Origin of the sequence: Cupriavidus nantongensis (assembly GCF_041726985.1) — a bacterium.
Classification (GTDB): domain Bacteria; phylum Pseudomonadota; class Gammaproteobacteria; order Burkholderiales; family Burkholderiaceae; genus Cupriavidus; species Cupriavidus nantongensis_A.
In genome coordinates, this window is the sequence record NZ_CP168303.1 from 1,460,077 (window position 1) to 1,480,750 (window position 20,674).

Consider the following 20,674-nt stretch of genomic DNA (forward strand, 5'->3'; position numbering starts at 1 on the left):
CCCAACAAGGGCCCTCTACCACCCGCTCTAACACCCGAAAAGGCGTCGCTCGGCGGTAAGGAGGCGAGTCTATGGCAGGCAAAAAAGAGGTTGGAAACGGGAAATGGCAGTACACGTTCAAGCGTGCGGGTGTCCGGAGAAGCCGATCTATTTGACGTTCGACAGCGAGGAAGAGGGGGGACATCTATGCTCGCAAGCTCGAAGGGTTGCTCGAGCATGGAATCGTTCTCATTCGGACTCCGGACACCGGCCCGTCACGCCACTGCCAGCACCAGATTACGGTAGATCTCGCGCGCACCTTCCAGCTGCTCCAGCGCGATCGATTCATCGATGGTGTGGGCGTCCTCCTCGCAGCCCGGCCCCAGCCCGATGGTCGGGATCCGGCGCCGGCCCGCAGACTCGGAGCCATTGGTGCAGAAGGCCCACGTCCCTACCTGCGGTGCGCGGCCGGCTTGCGCGATAGCCCGCACGGCGGCCTGCACCAGCGGTGAGTTGTCCGGCTGGTGCCAGGCCGGCAGCCACCGCATCGGCCGGGCCGATTCACCGGTGAAGGTGCGGATTTCATCGTCCGACACGGCCAGCGTGAAATCACCCAGGCCAGCGGTGCGCAGGCAGGCGTCGATCTCGCCCAGTACACTTTCGCGCGTTTCGCCGTCCAGTGTGCGACGGTCGAAGCGGATCGTGGCCGATGTCGGGATCATCGAAATCGACGGGTAGGGGGACGATACGATATCCGTCGGCACCAGCAGTGCCGGCCCGAGCACCGGATCGGTCGGCAGGTGCAGGCTTTCCAGCGCAGTCAGTGCACGCGCGGCCGCGTGCAACGGGTTCACGCCAAGATGCGGCGTGGCCGCGTGCGCAGGTCTGCCGTGGAAGGTCAGCAGGATTTCGAGCCTGCCTTTCTGGCCGCGCTTGACCTGCAGCTTCGAGGGTTCGCAGATCACGACCGCCGCGGGCTGGCAGCGGTCCAGCACCGTCGCCAGGGCGTGCCCCTCGATGACTTCCTCGAGAACGCTGGCGGATACGGCAATGCGCCGGCGCAGCGGCCTTTCGCGCGCGGCCGCGGCGACGCCGCAGATGGCCGCGGCGATGCCGCCCTTCATGTCGGTGCTGCCGCGCCCGTACAGCCGGCCATCATGGATGGTGCCGCCGAACGGGTCGAAGCGCCACTGGCCGGTGACAGGCACGACATCCATATGGCCGTCGAAGAGCAGGGCGATCCCTGCTTCTTCGGGGCCAATGCAGCCGAGCACGCTGCCATTGCGGTCGGTGGTCACCGACGTGAAGCCGGCTTCGGTCATGCGGCGCGCCAGCAGCGCGGCCACGTCGCCTTCCCAGCCGGAGAGGCTGGGGACGCGCACCATCTCGCGCGTCAGCGCGATGACGTCGCTGAATTCCCCGAGTTCGCTGGGATCCATGTAAGTGGCAGGATTGCCGGGCTTGCTTATCGTCTGATCGATCATGATCGGAAGTCCTGTGGGTTAGCGTCTAGCGGTTGACCAGCGTGGCTGGCACGCGCAGCACTAGCAATGCGCCAATCACGGTGAACGAGGCCAGGAAGTACATACCCCAGTCGGTCGACCCGGTCAGGTCCTTGATCCAGCCGATCGCATAAGGGCTAGCGAAGGCGGCAAGTCCGGCGAACGAGTTGATCGCGGCGATGCCGGCTGCAGCACTGCGGCCTTCCAGGAACGCCGTCGGCAGGCTCCAGAACAGCGGCGAACACACCATGCAGCCGGCGGCCGCAACCGACAGCATGGCCACGGCAAGCGTTGGGTTGTGGCTGAACATCGTACTGAGCGCAAGGCCTGTGCCGCCGACCAGGAACGGGATGACCATATGCCAGCGGCGCTCGCGGGTGCGGTCCGAATGACGGCATACGAGGATCATCGACACGACGGCGCAGGCATTCGGAATGGCCGTCAGCAGGCCGACGTCCAGCAGTGAAACCACGCCGGTCGAGCGGATCACCGACGGAATCCAGAAGGCCAGGCCCGACAGGCTGGAAACCGTGCAGTAGCAGATTAGCGCCATGTGGATCACGCGGCGGTCGCGGAACAGCTTCAGAAGCGAGACGTGCTCGACCTTGGTGGTCTTCTCCACAGCGATGTTGCGCGCAAGCCGGTCCTTCTCGGCGGCGCTCAGCCAGCGGGCGTCGGTGATGCGGTCGTCGAGGAACCAGAGTACCGCCAGGCCCAGCACGATCGATGGAATTGCTTCGAGCACGAACATCCACTGCCAGCCGGAGAGGCCATGGTAGGTGTGCATTGCTTCCATGATCCAGCCCGACAGGGGGCCGCCGGGGATGCCGGCGAACGGCACCGCCGTCATGAACACGGCGATGACCTGTCCGCGGCGGTGCGACGGGAACCAGTAGGTCAGGTACAGGATGATGCCGGGGTAGAAGCCGGCCTCGGCGGCACCGAGCAGGAAGCGCAGGATGTAGAACTGCGTCGGCGTCTTGGTCAGCGCCATGGCGGCCGAGATGCAGGCCCACAGGATCATGATGCGCGCCAGCGTCTTCCTGGCGCCGATGCGGTGCATCAGCACATTGCTCGGCACCTCGAACAGGAAGTATCCGATGAAGAAGATGCCGGCGCCAAGGCCATACACCGTATCGCTGAACTTCAATTGGTCCAGCATCTGGAGCTTCGCAAAGCCGACGTTGACGCGGTCCAGGAAGGCCGCGATGTAGCAGGCCATCAGGAACGGCAGCAATCTCCAGGCTACCTTGCGGTAGAGCGCGTTGTCATACGCATCCATGGTGTCCGTCGTCGCCGCAGTCGTGGCCGCGTTGCGCAGGGTCTGCGCGGAGTGTAAAGAATCGCTCACTGTGTTCCTCCTTTGGATTTGGTGAGACAAAAACGCCCCCCTGCGGGCGCCCGGGAGCGCCTGCATCGTGGTTTTTTTATGGGTCTGGAAGAGGGGGCGGCTAGCGCTTTAGTCAGGCAGCCATGGCTTGCGGCGGCGTGGCGCCACGCTGGCTCGTGATGCGGCCGTAGGCCTCGGGGCGGCGGTGCCGTTCAAAATTGAAGGTCGTGCTCTTGTATGACTGGCACAGGTCCAGGTCGCAGCGAGCAATTGCCAACTCGTCGCCCTTGGTCGAACATGCCGCGACGATCTCGCCGGACGGCGCGATGATGCACGTGCCGCCGATCATCTCGCAGCCTTCTTCCTTGCCGCCCTTCGCCACGCCGACCACCCAAGTGCCGTTCTGGTAGGCGCCGGCCTGCATGACCAGATGGTTGTGGAACATCGACAGGTCGTCATGCTCGGGCGCGGGCGGATTGTGCACGGGCGTGTTGTAGCCAAGCAGGATCATCTCGGCGCCCTGCAGGCCCATGACGCGATAGGTTTCCGACCAGCGGCGGTCGTTGCACAGCGCCATGCCCATGACGCCCCCGAACCCCTGCCAGACGCCGAAGTCGTCGCCCGGTTCGAAGTAGCGCTTTTCCAGATGCTGGAACGCGCGCCACGGTTCGTGCTGGTCGTGGCCGGGCAGGTGGACCTTGCGGTACTTGCCAATGATCTTGCCGTCGCGTCCGACCAGGATCGCAGTGTTGTAGCGGCGCTCTACGCCTTGCTCGAGCGCCAGTTCCGCGTAGCCGAGATAGAAGCCGATGCCGAGCCGCGCCGCTGTTTCGAACAGGATGCGGGTTTCTGGTCCGGGCATTTCACGTTCGTAGAAGGAATTCAGTTCCTCGGGGTCTTCCATGAACCACCGCGGGAAGAACGTGGTCAAGGCGAGTTCCGGGAACACCACGAGGTGGCAGCCCATTTCATGGGCGTGGTGAAGGTGGGCCAGCAGGCGTGCGACGACGTCGCGGCGCGAATCGCTTCGCTGGATCGGGCCGAGCTGGGCTGCGGCGACGTGGACAAGGCGGGACATGATGGGGAGTCTCCTGTTATGCGGTAAATGTCAGGCGCTCAGGCCGTCAGGCGGCCAGTTCGAGCATCAGGTCGAGCAGCACGCCGGCGCCGGCCCCGATATCGTGGTCATGGGTCAGTTCGGCAACGTTGTGCGAGAGGCCGGCCACGCTTGGCACGAATATCATGCCGGCGGGGCACTGGCGGGCGAGGATCTGCGCATCATGCCCGGCGCCGCTGGGCATGCGCCGCACACTGTGGCCGTGGCGGCGCGCGATGGCCTCGACGCGGGCGACCATGCCCTCGTCGAAGGCTACCGGCGCGAAGTCAGCGAGCGTGCGCTGGGACAGCCGTACGCCCTCGGCCTTCGCCACTTCGCCGGCGAAGGCGTGGGTGCGCGCGATCGCGTCGGCGAGCACGGCGCCGTCGGTATTGCGCAGGTCCACCGTGAACACCGCGCGGTTGGGAATCACGTTGACGAGGTTCGGGAAGAACTGCACCTGGCCGACCGTCGCGAGTTGCGCCCCGCCTAGTTCCCGCGACAGGTCGCGTACGAAGCAGGCCACGCGCGCGGCGACTAGCCCGGCATCATGGCGCAACCGCATCGGGGTCGTGCCGGCATGGTTCGACGTGCCTTCGATGGTGAACTCGGTCCAGTGGATGCCTTGTACACCGGTCACGGCGCCAATGGTGACGTCCTCATGCTCTTGCACAGGGCCCTGTTCCACATGCAGCTCGACAAAGGCATGGACCTGGTTGCAGCCCACTGGCGCAGGACCGGCGTAGCCGATGCGGGCGAGGTTCTCGCCAACCGTGGTGCCGTCGATGCCGCGCGTATTCAAGGCCTGCTGCAGCGGCAGATCGCCCTGGTAGACAAGGCTGCCCATCATGTCGGGGGCAAAGCGCGCGCCTTCTTCGTTGGTGAAGAACGCGACCGCGAGCGGACGGCGCGTGACGATGCCAGCATCGTCGAGCGCGGCCATCACTTCCAGGCCGGCGAGCACGCCGAGGTTGCCGTCATAGCGCCCGCCAGTACGCACGGTGTCGATGTGCGAGCCAGTCATGACCGGAGGCAGGTCTTCCTGTCCGGCGCGTACACCGACCACGTTGCCGATGCCGTCGATGCTGACCGAGAGACCCAGTTCGCGCATCCACGACACCACAAGGTCGCGCCCGGCGCGGTCCTCGTCGGTCAGCGCAAGCCGGCAGACGCCACCGCCGTCGATGGCGCCGACTTCGCCTAGCGCGGCGATCCGGCGCAGCAGACGGGGCAGGTCGATCCGCGCCACCCGCTGGAGGTCGTGGTTCGAGTTCATGCCGATATCCTTACGTCTTCGGGCAGGCGGCCGACGATGCGCTCATACAGCGCGACATCGGTGGCGCCTTCGCTGCCGAACACAAGCACGCGGCTGTCTGCGTTGAGGCCGAGCGCGTCGCGCGTGGCGGGATCGGCGAGCGCGCCGAGACAGCCCGCCAGGCCGGCGACGGCCGATTCGCCAGCGACGACCGGTGCGTCCCCATAGGGGCTGTCGGCGAGGAGGCGCACGCTGTCGAGTGCCGATGCATCGTCGATAGTCAGGAACGCATGCGCGCCCGGATGCAGGATCTCCCAGGCCAGCAGCGACACTTCGCCGCAGGCCAGGCCCGCCATCACGGTATCGAGATCGCCATGCACCGCCACGGGCTTGCCGGCGCGCGCGCTTTCGTACAGGCACGCGGCCTTGTCCGGTTCCACCACGATAAAGCGCGGGCGCGCGTCGCCCAGCACTTCCCAGAAGTGCGCGCACACGGCAGCGGCCAAGCCACCCACGCCGCCTTGCAGAAACACGTGGGTCGGAAGCTGGCCCGCCGGCATCTGCTGCAGCGCTTCATCGGCCATCACGGCGTACCCCTGCATCACGTCCTTTGGCACTTCCATATAGCCTTCGTACGAGGTGTCGGACACCACGAAGCGGCCCAGCCGAGCCGCGTCTTCCGCGGCCTGGCGCACGGAGTCGTCATAGTTGCCGGCGGTGCGGACCACTTGCGCACCGTATTGCTCGATGGCTTCCTTGCGGCCTTCGCTGACGGTGGCGTGGATATAGATCACGCACTGGCAGCCGAAGCGCTGGGCGCCCCAGGCCACCGAGCGACCGTGGTTGCCATCGGTCGCGCAGGTCACGGTGATGTCGCGCACCACGTCGGCATAGCGGCCGGCGAGCAGGTCGTCGAACGATACGTCGGCGACGCCGAGCCGGCTGCCGATCTCGCGCACCAGCAACCGGCTGACCGCATACGCGCCGCCCAGTGCCTTGAAGCTGCCCAGCCCGAAGCGACCACCTTCATCCTTGTAGAGGATTTGCGCGATACCGGCCGCGCGGGCGAGGCCATCGAGTGAGACCAGCGGCGTCGGCGCGTAGCCCGGCCAGCGGCGGATCTGCGTGGCGGCGCGGGCAAAGGCGTCGCCACCGAGCACTGCCTGCTGGCGCGCGCCGTACGGTGTGCCGGGGCGGGCGCCCGGGTTCAGCGCGCATTGCAGCTTCAGGTTGGGGAGCGGGTGGTTCAAGACAGTCTCCTTGGTTCGGGTTGGTTCAGCTAGCGATGGAGGTCGCCGTAGTGGTCATGCAGCGACTCGATCTCTTCGAGCCGCTCGCGCGCCGCGTCGCCGAGGACGAGCGCGAGATTCGTGCAAAGATGGTTGATCAGGCTGACGGCAGCGACATAGGAGTCGAATACCGCCGCGCCATGATTGACGCAGCGAAGCACCACGTCGGAACGCGCGGGCAGGTCAGTGGCACTCGGGTCGGTCAGTATCACGACCTTGGCGCCGACGCGGTTGGCGTGCGCGACCATCGGCCACAGCAGCGTCACGCGGCGGCGGAAGTCCATCACCAGCAGCACGTCTCCCGCGCCGAGGTCGGCTAGGTCTTCGGCAAGGTTCAGCCCGGCGCCCGGGGCCAGCGTCACGCCCGGACGCAACTGCGTGAGCAGCGCCCACGCGTATTGCGCCAGTACGCGGCCGTTGCGAAACCCCGCAATGAAGACGCGCTTCGATTCGGCGAACAGCGCAACGGCACGTTCGACGTCGGCCACGTTCAGCCTGTCGAAGGTCTGCGCCAGATTCTGTAGGTCGTTGGAGAGATGACGCGCCAGCGGCGTCTGGTCTTCCGACGGGGCCTGCACGCCAGCCAGTTCATACAGCGGCGAGCCCCGGTCAGCTTCATCGCGCACCAACGCCCGGACCTCGTTGAAGTTCTCATAGCCAAGTCGGCGGAAGAAGCGCCCGGCCGTCGCCTTCGAAACGCCGGCCTTATGCGCAAGTTCCGTGGCCGAATAAGCGGCGAGGTTGCCGATGCACTCCAGGGTGACGGCTGCCAGGCGGCGTTCGCTTTCGGTGAGCTGTTCGTTCAGGGCGAGGATCTTGTCTTGCAACGATGAGGTCATAATCAAGTCCGAGTGAAACTTCGGTTTCATAAATATAGGTGTATGAAATTTTGGTGTCAATCAAAAGAAAGCATGAAACCAAAGTTTCAGGATATGGGTTTTTGTGCACATGGAGGAGTGCTGGCGCTCCGAGGGACCAATGAGGCACCTTGCGCGCGCGGCTTTACCCCGGCCGGTTTGGCGACGCGTCCTCGCGATTTCATCGTGGTTGGGGCCACGTGGGCAGGCTGCGTGGTCGAGCTACCCGCCACTGCGCTTGACGGCCACCTCCGGAGTGATCCGTCTACGGCTCGCCGTCCGTGCCAAATACCGGCCCAGGAGCTCATCGAGCGTGATATTAATTGTTGATCCCAAATCAAGACAGTTTGGTCAATAGGCCACTTTCTGCGCAAAAGTAAAACGGGCACACTGCGTTCCATTCGTTTCCTCTTTCACGCCTTCGCAGGCGACCAGCCATGAACGCATCGACCCATCGCCCGCCATTTGCCGGCAAGACGTTTAAAGTCCGCTACGCCGGGCTCACCGCGATCAACGCCTATGCCGAAGACGGCGTCCATATGCGCTACGAGATCACCGAAGGCGACTTCGCCGGTGCCATCGGCGAAGTCGCCTACACGTGGCAGCACGTCGCCGGCGAGATCTATGCGATCTCATGGCAGGAGGCTGACCGGGCCACTGTTGTCCACCTGGACGACTTTGCCGCCGGCACTTCGCGTTCGTACTTCACTGCGCCGTCGCTGGACTTCTATCGGCTCGAGGGCAGCTTGCGCGCGCTCTGAGCGCGGTTCGAAGCCTGTTCGATGCCAGTTCCTGGCGGCCGTCCCTATTTGATTTGAGATCCAATTCGATGATGAAGAACACTTTCGCAAAACTTGCGCTGACCGTCATCCTGCCGCTTGCCATGCACGCTGCCTCCGCGGCGGACTGGCAGCAGTCCGCCTACGGCCCGGACGACGAAATCGGTGCGGCGAACCTGCTGACCCCGAATGTGGTCAGGCAGGCCGTCACGCTGGTGAAGACGGGCAAGACCTATCCGCTGGCCGTACCGGTGGGTAAGGACCTGCCCGCGTTCCGCCACCGCAGCTTCCGGCTCTACAACGTGCAGGTGGGCCAGCAGGCAGGCAAGTCGCTGGGGCCCAACAAGTTCACCTTTAACGACGAACTCGTGAACGCCTGGACGGGTGTCGGCACCCAGCTCAATGGCATCGGACACATCGGCATCGACAACGTCTACTACAACGGCAACAAGGTGGCCGACTTTGTCACCGTCGACGGCGTGAAGAAGCTCGGTGTCGAGAAGGTGCCGCCGATCGTCACCCGGGGCGTGGTGCTAGACATGACCGCGCACTATGGCAAGGCGATCGTCCCCGGCGGTACAGAGTTCACGGTCGCCGACATCCAGGCCGTGCTCAGGAAAGAGGGCCTGACCCTGCGCAAGGGGGATGTGGTGCTCTTCAACACGGGGTGGCTGGAGCTGATCGGCAAGGACAGCAAGCAGTTTCTCGAGGTGGAACCCGGCATCGGCATGGAAGCCGCACAGTGGCTGGCAGACCAGGGCATCGTCGCATTTGGCGGCGACACGTGGGCCTCCGAGGTCTATCCGAATCCACGCGGCAATGAGGAATTCCCGGTCAACCAGTACATGCTGGCCAAGCGCGGTATCTACAACTTGGAACTAGTCGACAGCCGCGCCCTCGTGCGGGACAAGGCATGGGAGTTTCTCTTTGTGCTCGGCCAGCCGCTGTACGTGGGTTCCACACAAGTCAACGTCAATCCTGTGGCCATCCGATGAATACGAATACGAATACGGCTCGCGCAAGCCGTTTTCGCCAGCCGAAACCTGAAGCCTCGCTGCACCTCCTTCGGTGGAAGGCGGACGTTGGCTTGCGGGGGACTGCGTGATTTGGCGCCGATTAGCAGGACTCGAGCTTGGCAGATGTGCAATTTGCATCTGCCAAGCCGCATAGAAGAGTACTTAGTGCGTATCGCGCAGCCCGAGCACATTGGCACCGATACGCGGATCGGTGCCACGTTCAAGTAGCTGTGGATGCGCGATGATGGTTACCTCCAGCGATCCGGTGCCGACTTCCATCGACAGGATATGGCCGCCATAGGTGTCGAAACTGCTGTCTCCGGCCACGCCGTGCGCATGGATCGACGGCTTGCCTTCCTTCCACGCCAGGCTGCCGACGATGCTGGCCATCTCCACATTGCGGAAGGTGCGCGGGTTGAACTGCTTTTTCCCGGCATCCCAGAAGCCGAACGTGACGTTGGCGAAGCCGATCGCCGACAGGCTCGCGCTGGGCACCTTCTCGCAGATGGCAAAGGCTTCGATCTGCTCGAACACGTTGTCGCCCATGCGCAGCACCAGCAGGTAGCCGGTGGGGGTCTTGATGTAGCGCGGCACGCTGTCACGCGGGTAGTTGGGGTTCTGGGCCCGGGCGTCCAGTGCCGCCTTGCATTGGGCGGATGAAGCCGGCTGCGCCACGGCTGGCGCGGGCAGCAGGGCGGCTGCGCCGACGGCGCTGGCAGATGCGAGGATGGCGAGCGCCTGGCGGGCGCGCAGTGTTTTGCGAAGGATCATCGGTTGTCTCCTGTCTGGTTTGTTTGCGGTTGGGTTTGTGGCTACGGCAAGAAAATTTACGAAGCAGGCGGATGCGGCGGCAGCAGGATGTCCTTGCCCACTGTTCGGATGTCGGTGTGGCCGCAGAAGGCCATGGTCAGGTCGAGTTCCTTGCGGATGATCTCCAGCGCGCGCGTCACGCCGGCCTGTCCCATGGCGCCCAATCCATACAGCATGGGCCGGCCGATATAGACGCCTTTGGCGCCAAGGGCGACCGCCTTGAGCACGTCCTGCCCGGAACGGATGCCGCCGTCCATATGGACTTCGATGCGGTCGCCCACGGCCTCGGCGATGGCAGGCAAGGCGCGGATCGACGCCGGCGCGCCGTCGAGCTGGCGGCCGCCGTGGTTGGACACGATCAGCGCATCCGCGCCCGACTGGCAGGCCAGGCGCGCATCCTCGACGTCCTGGATGCCCTTGAGCACCAGTTTGCCGGGCCAGCGGCGGCGGATCCAGGCCACGTCGTCCCAGTCCAGCGTCGGGTCGTACTGGCGGCTCGACCAGTCGGCCAGCGAGGTCATGTCGTCGACGCCCTGCACATGGCCGATGATGTTGCCGAAGCTGCGGCGGCGCGTGCCCAGCATGCCCAGGCACCAGCGCGGCTTGCCCATCATGTTGAGCAGGTTCCAGGGTGTCAGGCGCGGCGGCGCGGACAGGCCGTTGCGCAGGTCCTTGTGGCGTTGCGCGCTGACCGGCAGGTCCAGCGTCAACACCAGCGCCGGGCAGCCCGCGGCGCGGGCGCGATCCATCAGGCGTTCGACGAAGGCGCGGTCGCGCATCACATAGAGCTGGAACCAGAACGGATGGCCGCCGGTGGCCTCGGCCACGTCCTCGATCGAGCAGATGCTGACCGTGGACAGCGTGAACGGCACGCCGAAAGCGCGCGCGGCGCGGGCGGCCAGGATCTCGCCGTCGGCGTGCTGCATGCCGGCCAGCCCGGTCGGGGCGATCGCCACCGGCATGGCCACGTCCTGGCCCAGCATCCGCGTGGCGATGCGGCGCTCGCCGATATCCACGGCCACGCGCTGGCGCAGCAGGATGCGGCCGAACTCGCGCTGGTTGGCGCGGTAGGTGGATTCGGTCCACGAACCGGAGTCGGCGTACTCGTAGAACATGCGCGGTACCCGCTGCCGGGCGAGCCGGCGCAGGTCCTCGATCTCGTTGATGGATGACATCCTGTGTCCTGCAAGGAGAAGAAGCGGAACGATGGTGGGCTCAATGCAGCCATGCGGCCGGCACGAGGATCAGTTGCGGGAACAGCACGAACAGGAACATCAACGCGGTCAGGCTCAGCAGGAACGGCCAGACCCCGCCGATCACGCTGTCGAGGCTGCAGCGGGAAGTGCCCGCCACGACGTTGAGCACCGTGCCCACCGGCGGCGTCAGCAGGCCGATGGCGTTGTTGAGCACGAACATCACGCCGAAATACACCGGGTCGATGCCCGCCTTGGTGATCACCGGCATCAGGATCGGCGTCATGATCAGCACCGTCGGCATCAGGTCGAGCGCGGTGCCGACCACGATCACCAGGATCATGATGACCAGCATCAGCAGGATCTTGTTGTCGATGAAGGGTTCGAGCAGGTCGGTCACCTGCGCCGGGATATTGGCGATGGTGATCAACCATGCCGACACCAGTGCGCAGGCCACCAGGAACAGCACCGTGCTGGAAGTCTTGGCCGCGGTGACGATCAGCTCCGGCAGCGCGCGCAGCTTCAGTTCGCCGTAGACGAAGCGGCCCACCACCATGGCGTAGACCACCGCCACCACCGCCGCCTCGGTCGGCGTGAACGCGCCGATCTTCATGCCGCCGATAATCACCACCGGCAGCACCAGGGCCCAGATGCCATCTAAGGCGGCCTTGACCAGGCGACGCGCGTTGAACGGCTCGGGGGGCGCGAGCTTTTCCTTGCGCGCGCAGAAGTGCCAGGTGACGGCGAGCGTCAGCGCCATCATCGCGCCGGGCGCGATGCCGGCGAGGAACAGCTTGGTGATCGACACCTGCGCCACCACGCCGAACACCACGATGGCGATCGACGGCGGGATCACCGGCGCGATGATGCCGCCCGCCGCGATCAGGCCCGCCGCGCGCGGCACGTTATAGCCCGCATTGCGCATCATCGGGATCAGCAGCGCGGCGACCGCGGCGGTATCGGCCACCGCGGAGCCGGAGATGCTGGCCACCACCGTCGCGGCGATGATCGCCACATAGCCCAGTCCGCCACGGACGTGCCCGACCGCTGCGTCGGCGACGCGGACGATGCGCCGCGACAGCCCGCCGGCGTTCATCAGTTCGCCCGCCAGCATGAAGAACGGCACCGCCATCAGCGGATAGTTGTTGACGCCCTCGAGCATGTTCTGCGCGAGGATCTGCGTATCGAAATTGCCCAGGTGCAGCATCAGCGCGACCCCGGACGCGAGCAGCGCGAAGGCGATGGGCATGCCGAGCGACATCGCGCCCAGCAGCGAGCCGACAAAGACAAAGATGGTCATGACGGGCTCCCTGCGCTTATTCGCCGGAGGTGCCGGACTGAGGCACCAGTTCATGCTGCGCCATGCGGCCGCTGGCCAGGCGCCACAGGCCGTGCAGCAGCATCGCCGCCATGCCGACGCTGCACACCAGCAGGCAGGCATAGACCACGCCGAGCGGCACGCCGGTAACGGGGGCGCGGTCGTCCATGCCGATTGCTACCAGTTGCCACGCGCCGTGGGCCAGCAGCAGGCAGCAGCCCAGGGCGCCTGCGTCGGCGAGCAGGCGGCAGGCACGCTGGCCGTTCTCGCCCAGCCGCGATACCACGGTGGACATGCCCAGGTGGGCCTTGTCATGCATGACCAGCAGGGCGCCGGTCAGCGTCAGCCACATGAAGACGAAGCGCGAGGCTTCCTCGGAGAAGGCAATGCCGGAATTGAAGACGTAGCGCAGGACCACGTTGCCAAAGACCAGCACGATCATGGTGGCCATCATGGCGACCATCGCGCCCTGGATCAGGCGCAGCGTAATTCGATTCATGATTCGGAACTCCTGGATGGATCGGGCGTCAGCGCAGGCGTGGCGCGGCGGCCGCGATCCGGTAAAAGCGCATGGCGTTGTCGTGCCACACCGCCTGCGCGGCGGCGCCGGGCAGGTCTTCCAGCGCGGCGGCGACGGTATTGACGATTTCATGCAGCGACGCGCGCAGCCCCGACACGGGCAGGTTGCTGGCGAACATGCAGCGCTGCCAGCCGAAGATCTCCAGCGCCTGGCGGATCACGCCGACATTGCCGGCGCGGTCCCACGCCGCATGCGGCAGGCCGAACTCGGACAGCTTCAGGTGCACGCCTGGCAGGCTGGCCAATGCCGCCAGGCCGCGGCGCCAGCCGGACAGGCCGGCCTCGGTGCGGTCCCACGGCAGGCCGGCGTGTTCCACCACCACGGCCAGGCCGGGCACCGCCGCGATCGCCTCGGCGGCTTCCTCCAGGTGCCACCATGGCACCCGCAGGTCCCACGCCAGGCCTTGCTCGGCCAGCCGCTGCAGGCCGGACCGCCAGCGCGGATCCTGCAGCGTGCCGGGCTGGCCGCGCACGCTGCCATCCGCCGTCCGGCTGGTGCGCGGCTTGCACCGCAAGCCCCGCACCAGCGGGAAGGCCTGGTGCGCGCGCAGCTGTGCCGCCAGCGTGTCGCTGTTGAAATCGGCATGCGCCACCACCGCGTTGGGAAAACCGTGGCGCGCGTGGACCTGGTGCAGCCACGCGGTCTCCGCCACCGACTCGTCCGCATGACGTTCGGCTTCCACGTGGACGCTGGCGGCGAGCGGCAGGCCGTCCCACTGGCGCAGGTAGTCGGTGGGATCGAAGTCCTGCCGCAACGCGGTGTAGTCGCCAAGGAAGAAGGCGGCAGGGTCGTACCCCTCCTGCAGCCACGGGTGGCGCGCGGAGCCGAGCCGCCACAGGTGGTGGTGGGCATCGACGATGGCGGCGGGGATGGCAGGCATCGCGTGCTCCTAGCGCTGGGCGTCCATGGCGCGCAGCACGGCGTCGCCGTTCTTCTGCACGAACAGCTGGCGCGTTTCCTCGCGCACCACCTTGCGGATGCCGGCGTTGTCGGGATGCTCGTTGACCTGCACGCCCCGGGCGCGCAGCGTGGCGATGGCCGCGGCCTCGTTGTCGGCGTTGAGTTTGCGCTGGTAGGTGGCGGCGGCGGCGGCCTCTTCCAGCAGCACCTTCTGGTGCTCGGGCCTGAGCGCGTCGAACTTCGCCTTGTTCATCAGCACCACCAGCGCGGTATAGGCGTGGCGCGTCATCGACACGTACTTCTGCACCTCGTACATCTTGGCCGACACCATCAGCGTGGGCGGATTCTCCTGCCCATCGACCGCACCGGATTCCAGCGCGCCGAAGACCTCCGCGAACGGCATCGGCTGCGGGCTCGCGCCCAGCAACTGGAAAGCCTTGATATGCGACGGGTTGGGCGTGGTGCGGATCTTCAGGCCGCGGATGTCCTCGGCCTTGTTGACCGGGCGCTTGTTATTGCCCAGGCTGCGGAAGCCGATCTCCCAGAACGCCAGGCCCTTGATGCGGTGGGCGCCCAGTTCATCCAGCAGCGAGCGGCCGACGGCGCCGTCCAGCACCTTGTAGGCCGAGGGGCCGTCCTCGAACTGGTAGGGCAGGTCGAGCACGTTCAGGCGCGGCGCCAGGCCTGTGACAAAGGGATTGCCGGTGGCGCCGATATCGATGGTGCCGCTGCGCACGCCGGTGACCAGCGTGGTGTCGTTGCCGAGCTGGCTGTTGGCGAAGACCTGGATCTCGACGCCGCCCTGGGTGCGCTCCTTGACCTTCTTGCTGAAGGCGAGCGCGGCCTGGTGCTGCGAATCGGTTTCCGGAACGGTGTGGGCGAAGCGCAGCTTCACCGGTGCCTGTGCCTGTGCCACGCCGGCAACGGACAATAGCGCTGCCAGCACGATATGCGGGATAACGTGTTTCATGGTGTCTCCTGGGTTTGTCATGCGGCCCGGTCGATGTGTGCCGGGCTCTGGGGTGCCCCGTGCGGGGGCGGATATCAGGGCGGCGGATGCAGCAGCCCGCGCCGGGCCAGGCTGGCCATCAGCGCGCCGATGCCGAAGGTCCACGGCGGCAGCGCGTCGCTGGTGCCGACCCAGTTCACCAGGCCGCCGAGGCGCGGCGCGGAGATGCTGACGCGGTCGCCGAGGTGATGGGTAAAGCCGGCGCCGGGCGCATCGCGGTCCTGCACCGGCGCGAACAGCGTGCCGCAGAACAGCATCATGCCGTCGGGATACTGGTGGTGCGCGCCCATCGCATGCGCCACCAGTTCCTGCGGCGCACGGCTGATCTGCGTCATCGCGCTGGCGCCATGCAGCACGAAGCCATCCTCGCCTTCGATGGTCAGGTCGATCTCGGTACGCGCGATCTCGTCGATGCCGAAATGCGCATCGCACAGCCGTATCCACGGGCCGATGCCGCAGGACGCGTTGTTGTCCTTGGCCTTGCCCAGCAGCAGCGCGCTGCGGCCTTCGAAGTCGCGCAGGTTGACATCGTTGCCCAGCGCTGCGCCGACGATCTCGCCGCGTGGCGATACCGCCAGCACCACCTCCGGCTCGGGGTTGTTCCAGGTCGAGGCCGGATGCAGGCCGACATCCACTCCGGTGCCCACCGACGACAGCGGCGCGGCTTTGGTGAAAATCTCCGCGTCCGGGCCGATGCCGACTTCCAGGTATTGCGACCACAACCCCTGCGCGACCAGCACTTCCTTGATGCGCATGGCCTCGGGCGAGCCCGGGCGGATCGAGGCGAAGCCCGTGCCGACGATGGCGCCGACACTCTCGCGCACGGCGGCGGCACTGGCCGCGTCGCCGCGCGCGCGCTCCTCGATCACGCGCTCGACCAGGCTGGCCGCAAAGGTCACGCCGGCGGCCTTGACCACCTGCAGGTCGTTCGGCGCCAGCAGGTGGCGGTGTTCCGGGTCCGGCCCATGCGCGCAGGTCGCGTCGAGCCAGTCCTGCAGCGGCCCCAGCGACGGCCCGGTGGCCTGCCGCACGCGATCGGCGCAGTCGCGCAGCGCGAGCAGGCCGGCAATGGTGGGCGCGGTCGCCGTGATATCGAACAGTTCCGCGCCACGCACCACCACCGTCACGGGGCCGCCGTGCGGGCCGGGCAGCCACGCGCGGCCCACCAGCAAGGCGCGCTCGGCGTCGCGCGGCAGGGTTTCTTCAACCGAGATGCGTCGTGTCATGTCACACCTTGACGTTGGCGTCCTTGACCACGCGCGCCCACTTGGCGCGCTCCGTGGCGATGAACTGCGCGAAGCGAGCAGCGCTGCCGCCGCCATCCTCGGCACCGAAGCCGGCCAGCTTGCCCGCCACGTCGGGCAGCGCCAGCACCTTGTTCAGGTCCGCATTCATGCGCTGGACCATCGGCGCAGGCAGCCCGGCGGGGCCGACCAGCCCGTACCAGGTGCCGGCATCGAAGCCGGGAAAGCCTGATTCCGCCAGCGTCGGTACATTGGGATAGCTGGCTGCGCGGCGCGTGCGCGTCTGCGCGATCGCCATCACCTTGCCGCCCTGGATCTGCGGCGTGGCCGAGGTCATGGTCTCGAAGCTGAAGTCGATCTGGCCGCCGATCAGGTCGGTCAGCATCGGCGCCGAGCCGCGGTACGGCACGTGCAGCGCATCCACGCCGGCGCGCAGCTTGAACATCTCCAGCGCCAGGTGCTGCGCCGCGCCGGCGCCGGACGAGCCGAAGGTGATCTTGCCCGGCTGGCTGCGGCACAGGGCGACCACGTCGGCCACCGAGCGTGCCCGTCCGCCGGTATGGCAGATCAGCAGGTTGGGCGTGACGCCGACCAGCATGACCGGCGTGAAGTCCTTTTCCACCGAGTAGCCCAGTTTCGGGTACAGGCTGGGCGCGATGGCATGGTTGCTGATGTTGGTCATCAGCAGCGTGGCGCCGTCCGGCGCCTGGCGCGCGGTGTACTCGGCGGCGACCACGCCGGCGGCGCCGGGCCGGTTCTCGACGATGACCGAGACCCGCCACAGCGCCGACAGCTGCTGCGCGAGCACGCGCGCCATCACATCGGTGCCGCCGCCCGGGGGGAAACCCACGATGATGCGGATCGGGCCGGTCGGCAATGCCTGGGACCTGGCTGCCAGCGGCGTGGCCAATGTGGCCGCGCCCGCGCACAGGAAGGTGCGACGTCGCATGCGTTGTCTCCTGATGTTGTTGTTGGGGATGCGTCGGTCTTACAGCGAGGCCTGGAGCAGCCCGAGGTAGTCCTCGGCGCTGGCTTCGCGCGGGTTGGTCTTGTGGCAGTGATCGGCCAGGGCGTAGTCGACAACCCGCGGGAACAGGTCCGGATCGACGCCCATCTCGCGCAGGCACGCGGGCAGGCCCAGGCGCCGGTTCATGCCGGTGATGGCCGGAGCGACAGCGTCCGCATCGGCCAGTCCCATCGCCTGAGCGATGCGGGCCAGCTTGTCGTCGGTGCGCATCGACGGCGCCTCGGCGTTGAAGCGGATCACCGCGGGCAGCAGCACGGCGTTCAGCGTGCCGTGGTGCAGCGTCGGCATCAGCCCGCCGAGCGCATGGCTCAGGCTGTGCACGCAGCCCAGCCCCTTCTGGAACGCGAGCGCGCCCTGCATCGATGCGCTCATCATCGCCAGGCGCGCGGCACGGTCCTGCGGCTCCCGGCGTGCGCGCTCGATGTGCAGCCAGGCGCGGCGCAGGCCGTCGAGCGCGATGCCGTCGGCGGGCGGGTTGAAGGCCGGCGCCATGAAGGTTTCCAGGCAATGGGCGATGGCATCCATGCCGGTGGCCGCGGTCAGCATCGGCGGCAGGCCCAGCGTCAGCTCAGGATCGCAGATCGCCACGCGCGGCACCAGGTAGGGCGACAACACGCCGACCTTGCGGCCGTCGTCGAGGATCAGCACCGCGCCGCGGCCGACCTCGCTGCCGGTGCCGGCGGTGGTGGGGATCGCGATCACCGGTGCGGTGGCCGCCGTGATCCGCGTCACGCCGCCCTCGATCGCGGCGAACTGGCGCAGCGGCCCGTCGTGGGTGGCGCAGACCGCGACCCCCTTGGCCAGGTCGATCGGCGAGCCGCCGCCCACCGCGATGATGCCGTCGCAACGGTACTCGCCATAGAGGCGCGTGGCCTCGCGCATGGCGGCCTCGGTCGGGTTGGACGGCGTGCCGTCGAAGATCACCGCCTCGCAGCCGGGGCGCAGCTGCTCCAGTACGCGCTGCACGATGCCGGCGGCCTTGACGCCGGCGTCGGTGACCACCAGCGGGCGCGTGATGCCGATGCGCTCGCATTCCTGGGCCAGCAGCCCGATCGCGCCGAAGTCGATCTGGATCTGGGTGATGTAGTTGATCAGGGCCATCTTGTCTCCATGCTGTGTGGGGGTGTGCCGGGTGCCGCGGGATATGCGGGGCAGGCCGGCTGCATTGGTGACGAAGTCTAGGAACAAGGCCCGCGGGTCACAACGTGGAATTACTTGAAGTCAGCCCAAGAAAAACTCACAGCAGCGAACGCCTAGTTTTTCTTGAAGCGGTGCTGAGATTTTCTCGTTTTGCGGCGCGCGGCGCGGGCCCTAGACTGGCGCAGACCAGCCGGATTCCGGACCACCGCCCGCTGCCGGGCCTCCTCCACACCAACGACAACCATGAGACAACCAATCCTGATCGAGCGCGACGCCCAGGTCGCCACCATCACGCTGAACAATCCGGACAAGCTCAATGCCATGGATCTGTCCATGTGGCAGGGCCTGACCGAAGCCATCCAGAGCCTGTCGGCCGACGACACGCTGCGCTGCGTGGTGCTGCGCGGCGCCGGCGACAAGGCCTTCGCCGCCGGCGCCGACATCGCCGAGTTCGACACCATGCGCGCCAACGCCGCGCAGGCGCAGCAGTATGGCGAGATCACCAACGCCACCATGCGCGCCATCGCCGAATGCCGGCATCCGACCATCGCGCTGATCCAGGGTGCGTGCGTCGGCGGCGGGCTGGAAATCGCGTCGATGTGCGACCTGCGCATCTGCGGCAAGTCGAGCCGCTTCGGCGTGCCGGTCAACCGGCTCGGGCTGGTGATGTCGTATGGCGAACTGGGCGGGCTGGTCGCGCTGGCGGGGCCGGCGACCGCACTCGAGATCGTGCTGGAAGGCCGCGTGTTCGACGCCGACGAGGCCCTGCACAAGGGCCTGGTCAATCGCGTGGTGGCGGACGAGGCCGTGGCGGACGAAGCCTACGCGGCGGCACGGCGCATTGCCGCCGGCGCGCCGCTGGTGGCGCGCTGGCACAAGCAGTTCGTGCGCAGGCTGCTCGATCCGACGCCGCTGCGTCCGGAAGAGCATGCCGAGTCCTATGCCTGCTTCGATACCGAGGATTTCCGTATCGGGCACCGCGCCTTTATCGACAAGGCCCGGCCGCAATTCGTGGGCCGTTGAAAGCACCTTCTTTCCAATTACCGCGGCGCCGCGATGCCATGCGGCTGCCCAACCTCAGGTGGTATCGATGAATTTGCCGTTATCGAAAATCAAGGTCCTCGACGTCAGCCAGATCATGGCCGGTCCGTTCTGCTGCATGCTGCTGGGCGACATGGGCGCCGACGTCATCAAGGTCGAGGCGCCGGGTGCCGGCGACCAGACCCGCAAGTCGATGGGCTTCCGGCTCAAGGGCGATGACAGCGGCGGCTTCCTGGCGCTGAACCGCAACAAGCGCAGTGTCGAGATCGACTTGAAGAACCCCGCCGGGCTGGAAGCCTTCTATGAACTGGTGCACGGCGCCGACGTGCTGGTGGAAAACAACCGTCCGGGCGTGGCCGCGCGCCTGAAGATCGACTATGCGGTGCTGCGCGAGATCAATCCGCGCCTGGTCTACGCCAGCATCTCTGGCTTTGGCCAGACCGGGCCGTGGTCGCGGCGCCCGGGGCTGGACCTGATCGCGCAGGCCATGTCGGGCGTGATGAGCGTGATGGGCCATCCGGACGCGCCGCCGGTCAAGGCCAGCGTGCCGATCGCCGACCTGGGGGCCGGGCTGTTTACCGCCTATGGCGTGCTCAGCGCGCTGATGGGGCGCGAGCATACCGGGCAGGGGCAATACGTGGATGCGTCGCTGTTCGAGACGGCGCTGGGACTGTCGGTATGGGAGTCGGCCGAGTTCTGGGGCACCGGCGAGGTGCCGGTGCCGATCGGCAGCGCCAACCGCATGAGCGCGCCGTACCAGGCGGTGCGGGCCGCCGACCGGCACTTTGTCATTGGCGCGGCCAACCCCAAGCTGTGGGCGGCGCTGTGCGAGGTGATCGGGCGGCCCGACCTGCTTGCCGATGCGCGCTTTACCGACAACGCCGCCCGCATCCGCAACCGCGCCGCCCTGATTCCGGAAATTGAGGCAGAATTCGCGCGCAAGCCGGCGGCGGAGTGGGTCGACGCGCTGCTGGCGGCCGGTGTGCCGGCGGCCCCGATCTTCACCTACGACGAAGCGCTGGCCAGCGAACAGGCGGTGGCGCGGGACATGGTGCTGGAGATCGATCACCCGGTCGAAGGGCGGGTCAAGGCGCTGGGCTTCCCGGTCAAGCTGAGCGGCACGCCGCAGCAGGTGCGCTATCCGGCGCCGTTGCTGGGGCAGCATACCGACGAGGTGCTGGGCGAGTTCGGCCTGGACGCGGCCACCGTCACGCGGCTGCGCGCGCAGGGGGCGTTCGGCGCACCGGCCCGCGCACAGGAACTGGAACGCGGCGCCGCCTGAGCGCGCCGCGTTCATCATCTATACCGA

General features: G+C 67.0%; 19 protein-coding genes. 4 read left to right on the plus strand and 15 right to left on the minus strand.

From position 1 onward, the window contains the following. Nucleotides 1–254: 254 nt before the first annotated feature. From ACEI37_RS18050 to ACEI37_RS18075, 6 genes are all read right to left on the minus strand, one after another. Nucleotides 255–1,463: a YgeY family selenium metabolism-linked hydrolase gene (locus ACEI37_RS18050; RefSeq protein ID WP_373380032.1), complete on the minus strand. Its 1,209-nt coding sequence runs from the start codon at nt 1,461–1,463 to the stop codon at nt 255–257. Between the two features lie 25 nt (nt 1,464–1,488). Next, nucleotides 1,489–2,763: an MFS transporter gene (locus tag ACEI37_RS18055; protein WP_373380274.1), complete on the minus strand. Its 1,275-nt coding sequence runs from the start codon at nt 2,761–2,763 to the stop codon at nt 1,489–1,491. Between the two features lie 181 nt (nt 2,764–2,944). After that, on the minus strand, nt 2,945–3,889 hold the full coding sequence (locus ACEI37_RS18060; protein WP_373380033.1) for an N-carbamoyl-D-amino-acid hydrolase: 945 nt from the start codon (nt 3,887–3,889) through the stop codon (nt 2,945–2,947). A gap of 46 nt (nt 3,890–3,935) precedes the next feature. Then, on the minus strand, nt 3,936–5,183 hold the full coding sequence (locus tag ACEI37_RS18065) for a M20 family metallo-hydrolase (RefSeq protein WP_373380034.1): 1,248 nt from the start codon (nt 5,181–5,183) through the stop codon (nt 3,936–3,938). Then, entirely contained in the window at nt 5,180–6,412 is a 1,233-nt protein-coding gene (locus ACEI37_RS18070; protein ID WP_373380035.1) for a diaminopropionate ammonia-lyase, read from the minus strand. Before ACEI37_RS18070 ends, ACEI37_RS18065 begins: the two co-directional genes overlap by 4 nt. Nucleotides 6,413–6,441: 29 nt before the next feature. Then, on the minus strand, nt 6,442–7,290 hold the full coding sequence (locus ACEI37_RS18075; protein WP_373380036.1) for a MurR/RpiR family transcriptional regulator: 849 nt from the start codon (nt 7,288–7,290) through the stop codon (nt 6,442–6,444). Between the two features lie 455 nt (nt 7,291–7,745). Here ACEI37_RS18075 and ACEI37_RS18080 point away from each other — a divergent pair, with 455 nt between their 5' ends. Further along, nucleotides 7,746–8,069, plus strand: a complete 324-nt coding sequence (locus tag ACEI37_RS18080; RefSeq protein WP_373380037.1) for an adenylate cyclase — start codon at nt 7,746–7,748, stop codon at nt 8,067–8,069. A 71-nt stretch (nt 8,070–8,140) separates the two neighbouring features. Next, nucleotides 8,141–9,082: a cyclase family protein gene (locus ACEI37_RS18085; protein WP_373380275.1), complete on the plus strand. Its 942-nt coding sequence runs from the start codon at nt 8,141–8,143 to the stop codon at nt 9,080–9,082. A 183-nt stretch (nt 9,083–9,265) separates the two neighbouring features. Here the strand turns inward: ACEI37_RS18085 and ACEI37_RS18090 are convergent, their stop codons facing one another. The 9 genes from ACEI37_RS18090 to ACEI37_RS18130 form a co-directional block, all read right to left on the minus strand. Then, nucleotides 9,266–9,874 (minus strand): PPC domain-containing DNA-binding protein, encoded by a 609-nt coding sequence (locus tag ACEI37_RS18090; protein WP_373380038.1) that lies wholly within the window; start codon nt 9,872–9,874, stop codon nt 9,266–9,268. A 56-nt stretch (nt 9,875–9,930) separates the two neighbouring features. Continuing rightward, nucleotides 9,931–11,088 (minus strand): L-lactate dehydrogenase, encoded by a 1,158-nt coding sequence (locus ACEI37_RS18095; protein ID WP_373380039.1) that lies wholly within the window; start codon nt 11,086–11,088, stop codon nt 9,931–9,933. A gap of 40 nt (nt 11,089–11,128) precedes the next feature. Then, nucleotides 11,129–12,406 carry a TRAP transporter large permease gene (locus ACEI37_RS18100; RefSeq protein WP_373380040.1) on the minus strand — a complete coding sequence of 426 codons (1,278 nt, stop codon included), beginning with the start codon at nt 12,404–12,406 and terminating at the stop codon, nt 11,129–11,131. Nucleotides 12,407–12,422: 16 nt separating this feature from the next. Then, complete coding sequence (locus tag ACEI37_RS18105; protein WP_373380041.1) at nt 12,423–12,923, minus strand: TRAP transporter small permease; 501 nt, start codon at nt 12,921–12,923, stop codon at nt 12,423–12,425. 28 nt (nt 12,924–12,951) lie between these two features. Further along, nucleotides 12,952–13,884 carry an amidohydrolase gene (locus ACEI37_RS18110; RefSeq protein ID WP_373380042.1) on the minus strand — a complete coding sequence of 311 codons (933 nt, stop codon included), beginning with the start codon at nt 13,882–13,884 and terminating at the stop codon, nt 12,952–12,954. A 9-nt stretch (nt 13,885–13,893) separates the two neighbouring features. Beyond that, nucleotides 13,894–14,874: a DctP family TRAP transporter solute-binding subunit gene (locus tag ACEI37_RS18115; protein WP_373380043.1), complete on the minus strand. Its 981-nt coding sequence runs from the start codon at nt 14,872–14,874 to the stop codon at nt 13,894–13,896. A gap of 74 nt (nt 14,875–14,948) precedes the next feature. Continuing rightward, on the minus strand, nt 14,949–16,139 hold the full coding sequence (locus tag ACEI37_RS18120; RefSeq protein WP_373380044.1) for a fumarylacetoacetate hydrolase family protein: 1,191 nt from the start codon (nt 16,137–16,139) through the stop codon (nt 14,949–14,951). Between the two features lies 1 nt (nt 16,140). Then, nucleotides 16,141–17,106, minus strand: coding sequence for a Bug family tripartite tricarboxylate transporter substrate binding protein (locus tag ACEI37_RS18125; RefSeq protein ID WP_373380045.1), 966 nt, complete (start codon nt 17,104–17,106; stop codon nt 16,141–16,143). Nucleotides 17,107–17,145: 39 nt separating this feature from the next. Next, complete coding sequence (locus tag ACEI37_RS18130; RefSeq protein ID WP_373380046.1) at nt 17,146–18,285, minus strand: iron-containing alcohol dehydrogenase; 1,140 nt, start codon at nt 18,283–18,285, stop codon at nt 17,146–17,148. 282 nt (nt 18,286–18,567) lie between these two features. Here ACEI37_RS18130 and ACEI37_RS18135 point away from each other — a divergent pair, with 282 nt between their 5' ends. Together ACEI37_RS18135 and ACEI37_RS18140 are read left to right on the plus strand one after the other, a co-directional pair. After that, nucleotides 18,568–19,347 carry an enoyl-CoA hydratase-related protein gene (locus ACEI37_RS18135; RefSeq protein ID WP_373380047.1) on the plus strand — a complete coding sequence of 260 codons (780 nt, stop codon included), beginning with the start codon at nt 18,568–18,570 and terminating at the stop codon, nt 19,345–19,347. 67 nt (nt 19,348–19,414) lie between these two features. Beyond that, nucleotides 19,415–20,647 (plus strand): CaiB/BaiF CoA transferase family protein, encoded by a 1,233-nt coding sequence (locus ACEI37_RS18140; protein WP_373380048.1) that lies wholly within the window; start codon nt 19,415–19,417, stop codon nt 20,645–20,647. Nucleotides 20,648–20,674 lie beyond the last annotated feature (27 nt).

Coding starts and splice junctions, on each gene's coding strand:
- ACEI37_RS18050 (WP_373380032.1), bottom strand. CDS start 1,463: ATGATCGATCAGACGATAAGCAAGCCCGGCAATCCTGCCACTTACATG.
- ACEI37_RS18055 (WP_373380274.1), bottom strand. CDS start 2,763: ATGGATGCGTATGACAACGCGCTCTACCGCAAGGTAGCCTGGAGATTG.
- ACEI37_RS18060 (WP_373380033.1), bottom strand. CDS start 3,889: ATGTCCCGCCTTGTCCACGTCGCCGCAGCCCAGCTCGGCCCGATCCAG.
- ACEI37_RS18065 (WP_373380034.1), bottom strand. CDS start 5,183: ATGAACTCGAACCACGACCTCCAGCGGGTGGCGCGGATCGACCTGCCC.
- ACEI37_RS18075 (WP_373380036.1), bottom strand. CDS start 7,290: ATGACCTCATCGTTGCAAGACAAGATCCTCGCCCTGAACGAACAGCTC.
- ACEI37_RS18080 (WP_373380037.1), top strand. CDS start 7,746: ATGAACGCATCGACCCATCGCCCGCCATTTGCCGGCAAGACGTTTAAA.
- ACEI37_RS18085 (WP_373380275.1), top strand. CDS start 8,141: ATGAAGAACACTTTCGCAAAACTTGCGCTGACCGTCATCCTGCCGCTT.
- ACEI37_RS18090 (WP_373380038.1), bottom strand. CDS start 9,874: ATGATCCTTCGCAAAACACTGCGCGCCCGCCAGGCGCTCGCCATCCTC.
- ACEI37_RS18095 (WP_373380039.1), bottom strand. CDS start 11,088: ATGTCATCCATCAACGAGATCGAGGACCTGCGCCGGCTCGCCCGGCAG.
- ACEI37_RS18100 (WP_373380040.1), bottom strand. CDS start 12,406: ATGACCATCTTTGTCTTTGTCGGCTCGCTGCTGGGCGCGATGTCGCTC.
- ACEI37_RS18105 (WP_373380041.1), bottom strand. CDS start 12,923: ATGAATCGAATTACGCTGCGCCTGATCCAGGGCGCGATGGTCGCCATG.
- ACEI37_RS18110 (WP_373380042.1), bottom strand. CDS start 13,884: ATGCCTGCCATCCCCGCCGCCATCGTCGATGCCCACCACCACCTGTGG.
- ACEI37_RS18115 (WP_373380043.1), bottom strand. CDS start 14,874: ATGAAACACGTTATCCCGCATATCGTGCTGGCAGCGCTATTGTCCGTT.
- ACEI37_RS18120 (WP_373380044.1), bottom strand. CDS start 16,139: ATGACACGACGCATCTCGGTTGAAGAAACCCTGCCGCGCGACGCCGAG.
- ACEI37_RS18125 (WP_373380045.1), bottom strand. CDS start 17,106: ATGCGACGTCGCACCTTCCTGTGCGCGGGCGCGGCCACATTGGCCACG.
- ACEI37_RS18130 (WP_373380046.1), bottom strand. CDS start 18,285: ATGGCCCTGATCAACTACATCACCCAGATCCAGATCGACTTCGGCGCG.
- ACEI37_RS18135 (WP_373380047.1), top strand. CDS start 18,568: ATGAGACAACCAATCCTGATCGAGCGCGACGCCCAGGTCGCCACCATC.
- ACEI37_RS18140 (WP_373380048.1), top strand. CDS start 19,415: ATGAATTTGCCGTTATCGAAAATCAAGGTCCTCGACGTCAGCCAGATC.